Origin of the sequence: Gilliamella sp. Bif1-4 (assembly GCF_001690535.1) — a bacterium.
Taxonomy (GTDB): domain Bacteria; phylum Pseudomonadota; class Gammaproteobacteria; order Enterobacterales; family Orbaceae; genus Gilliamella; species Gilliamella bombi.
Map to the genome: position 1 here is coordinate 1 of NZ_LZHC01000041.1, position 3902 is coordinate 3902.

The following is a 3902-nucleotide window of genomic DNA, read 5'->3' on the forward strand; positions in this document are numbered from 1 at the left end:
CATGGCCCTTACGACCAGGGCTACACACGTGCTACAATGGCGTATACAAAGGGAGGCGACCTCGCGAGAGTAAGCGGACCTCACAAAGTACGTCTAAGTCCGGATTGGAGTCTGCAACTCGACTCCATGAAGTCGGAATCGCTAGTAATCGTGAATCAGAATGTCACGGTGAATACGTTCCCGGGCCTTGTACACACCGCCCGTCACACCATGGGAGTGGGTTGCACCAGAAGTAGATAGCTTAACCTTCGGGAGGGCGTTTACCACGGTGTGGTTCATGACTGGGGTGAAGTCGTAACAAGGTAACCGTAGGGGAACCTGCGGTTGGATCACCTCCTTACGAAGTGCTCGTAAGTGTTCACACAGATTGTTTGTTTGGAAGAGAAATAATTAAGTCCCCTTCGTCTAGAGGCCTAGGACATCGCCCTTTCACGGCGGTAACAGGGGTTCGAATCCCCTAGGGGACGCCATAAAATGTGATGAAATTATTTTTCTAAAATTATGTTTGTATTTACTTGATTTAGTGGTTTAAGTGAATAGAAAGATAAAGCTCTTTAACAATTAGGAACAAGCTGAAAGAAACGAGTTCTCGTTTTTATGAAAAGCTTTTTATTATAGATTGAGTTGAGGTTTGTTGAACTTCAATTGAATAATCTAAACAAAAAGAGAATAAGTAAGAAAGAGAAGAAAGCGTAATTTAAACTAAGACAACTGTGAGTTGTAAGGTTAAGAAATTAAGCGTACACGGTGGATGCCTAGGCAATCAGAGGCGAAGAAGGACGTGTTAATCTGCGAAAAGCGACGGTAAGCTGATAAAAAGCGTAATAGCCGTCGATGTCCGAATGGGGAAACCCAGTGTGGGTAACCACACTATCATCTAATGAATTCATAGTTAGATGAGGCGAACCGGGAGAACTGAAACATCTAAGTACCCCGAGGAAAAGAAATCAACCGAGATTCCCTGAGTAGCGGCGAGCGAAAGGGGAGCAGCCCAAGCGGGTAGCATAAAGTATTAGTGGAAGCGTTTGGAAAGTCGCACGATAGAGGGTGAAAGTCCCGTACACGAAGGTACGTTATGTGGAAGCTTATAGAGTAGGGCGGGACACGTGATATCCTGTCTGAAGAAGGGGGGACCATCCTCCAAGGCTAAATACTCCTGATTGACCGATAGTGAACCAGTACCGTGAGGGAAAGGCGAAAAGAACCCCGGGAGGGGAGTGAAATAGACCCTGAAACCGTGTACGTACAATCAGTGGGAGCTGTTACCGTTGGGTAATAGTGACTGCGTACCTTTTGTATAATGGGTCAGCGACTTATATTCTGTAGCAAGGTTAACCGAATAGGGGAGCCGAAGGGAAACCGAGTATTAACTGTGCGTTAAGTTGCAGGGTATAGACCCGAAACCCGGTGATCTAGCCATGGGCAGGTTGAAGGTTGGTTAACACTAACTGGAGGACCGAACCGACTAATGTTGAAAAATTAGCGGATGACCTGTGGCTGGGGGTGAAAGGCCAATCAAACCGGGAGATAGCTGGTTCTCCCCGAAAGCTATTTAGGTAGCGCCTCATGAGTGACTGTTGGGGGTAGAGCACTGTTTCGGCTAGGGGGCCATCCCGGCTTACCAACCCGATGCAAACTCCGAATACTGACAAGTTGAATCATGGGAGACACACGGCGGGTGCTAACGTTCGTCGTGAAGAGGGAAACAACCCAGACCGCCAGCTAAGGTCCCAAAGTCATAGTTAAGTGGGAAACGAAGTGGGAAGGCTTAGACAGCTAGGATGTTGGCTTAGAAGCAGCCATCATTTAAAGAAAGCGTAATAGCTCACTAGTCGAGTCGGCCTGCGCGGAAGATGTAACGGGGCTAAAACTATGCACCGAAGCTGCGGCAGTGCACGCAAGTGTATTGGGTAGGGGAGCGTTCTGTAAGCCGTAGAAGGTGTGTTGTGAGGCATGCTGGAGGTATCAGAAGTGCGAATGCTGACATAAGTAACGATAAAGCGGGTGAAAAGCCCGCTCGCCGGAAGACCAAGGGTTCCTGTCCAACGTTAATCGGGGCAGGGTGAGTCGACCCCTAAGGAGAGGCCGAAGGGCGTATCTGATGGGAAACGGGTTAATATTCCCGTACTGGCTATAACTGCGATGGGGTGACGAAGAAGGCTAGGTTTACCACCTATTGGATGGTGGGTTAAGCGTGTAGGGGTGTGATTAGGCAAATCCGGTCACTAAAACTCTGAGGCGTGATGACGAGCTGCTAAGGCAGTGAAGTAATTGATGCCCTGCTTCCAGGAAAATCCTCTAAGCTTCAGGTTATAGGTAATCGTACCCGAAACCGACACAGGTGGTCAGGTAGAGAATACTCAGGCGCTTGAGAGAACTCGGGTGAAGGAACTAGGCAAAATGGTGCCGTAACTTCGGGAGAAGGCACGCTGATATGTAATTGAAATCCCGTGCGGACGTAGGTGAAATCAGTCGAAGATACCAGCTGGCTGCAACTGTTTAATAAAAACACAGCACTGTGCAAACACGAAAGTGGACGTATACGGTGTGACGCCTGCCCGGTGCTGGAAGGTTAATTGATGGGGTTATGCGCATGCAGAAGCTCCTGATCGAAGCCCCAGTAAACGGCGGCCGTAACTATAACGGTCCTAAGGTAGCGAAATTCCTTGTCGGGTAAGTTCCGACCTGCACGAATGGCGTAATGATGGCCAGGCTGTCTCCACCCGAGACTCAGTGAAATTGAAATTGCCGTGAAGATGCGGTGTACCCGTGGCAAGACGGAAAGACCCCGTGAACCTTTACTATAGCTTGACAGTGAACATTGAGCCTTAATGTGTAGGATAGGTGGGAGGCAAAGAAGCACGCACGCCAGTGTGTGTGGAGTCGACCTTGAAATACCACCCTTTAATGTTTGATGTTCTAACCTATACTTCTGAATCGAGGTAAGGGACACTGTCTGGTGGGTAGTTTGACTGGGGCGGTCTCCTCCCAAAGAGTAACGGAGGAGCACGAAGGTTAGCTAATCCTGGTCGGACATCAGGAGGTTAGTGCAATGGCAAAAGCTAGCTTGACTGCGAGAGTGACGGCTCGAGCAGGTACGAAAGTAGGTCATAGTGATCCGGTGGTTCTGAATGGAAGGGCCATCGCTCAACGGATAAAAGGTACTCCGGGGATAACAGGCTGATACCGCCCAAGAGTTCATATCGACGGCGGTGTTTGGCACCTCGATGTCGGCTCATCACATCCTGGGGCTGAAGTAGGTCCCAAGGGTACGGCTGTTCGCCGTTTAAAGTGGTACGCGAGCTGGGTTTAGAACGTCGTGAGACAGTTCGGTCCCTATCTGCCATGGGCGTAGGAAAATTGAGAGGGTTTGCTTCTAGTACGAGAGGACCGAAGTGAACGCACCGCTGGTGTTCGGGTTGTGATGCCAATTGCATTGCCCGGTAGCTACGTGCGGAATAGATAAGTGCTGAAAGCATCTAAGCACGAAACTAGCCTTGAGATGAGTTTTCCCTGAAGAGATTCAGTAAGGTCCGTTTGAGACTAAGACGTAGATAGGTCAGGTGTGTAAGTGTAGTGATACATTGAGCTAACTGATACTAATGAACCGAGAGTCTTAACCTTACAACTCGGAGTTGTTTTGGGTTACGCAGAAGTTATTCCTAGATGAGAAAATCATCGAAAAGAGAATAGAGATTGAAAAAACAGTTTGTTCCGAATTGAGTGATTGTTGTTGATATGAGATAATGGACAGCAATTAAGAAAGAGAGAACAGAATATGTCTGGCGGTAATAGCGCGGTGGTCCCACCTGACCCCATGCCGAACTCAGAAGTGAAACGCCGTAGTGCCGATGGTAGTGTGGGTATTACCCATGTGAGAGTAGGGTGCCGCCAGACTTTTA

Annotated in this window: 1 tRNA gene and 3 rRNA genes; all 4 read left to right on the forward strand. The window is 48.7% G+C overall.

Annotation, left to right across the window (positions count from 1 at the left end):
* Window positions 1-340: ribosomal RNA gene (locus tag A9G25_RS06580) — 16S ribosomal RNA — on the forward strand; the annotation flags it as partial.
* 54 nt (window positions 341-394) lie between these two features.
* Window positions 395-470, forward strand: a tRNA-Glu gene (locus tag A9G25_RS06585).
* 254 nt (window positions 471-724) lie between these two features.
* Window positions 725-3624 (forward strand): 23S ribosomal RNA (locus tag A9G25_RS06590).
* A 157-nt stretch (window positions 3625-3781) separates the two neighbouring features.
* Window positions 3782-3897: ribosomal RNA gene (gene rrf / locus A9G25_RS06595) — 5S ribosomal RNA — on the forward strand.
* Window positions 3898-3902: the final 5 nt, after the last annotated feature.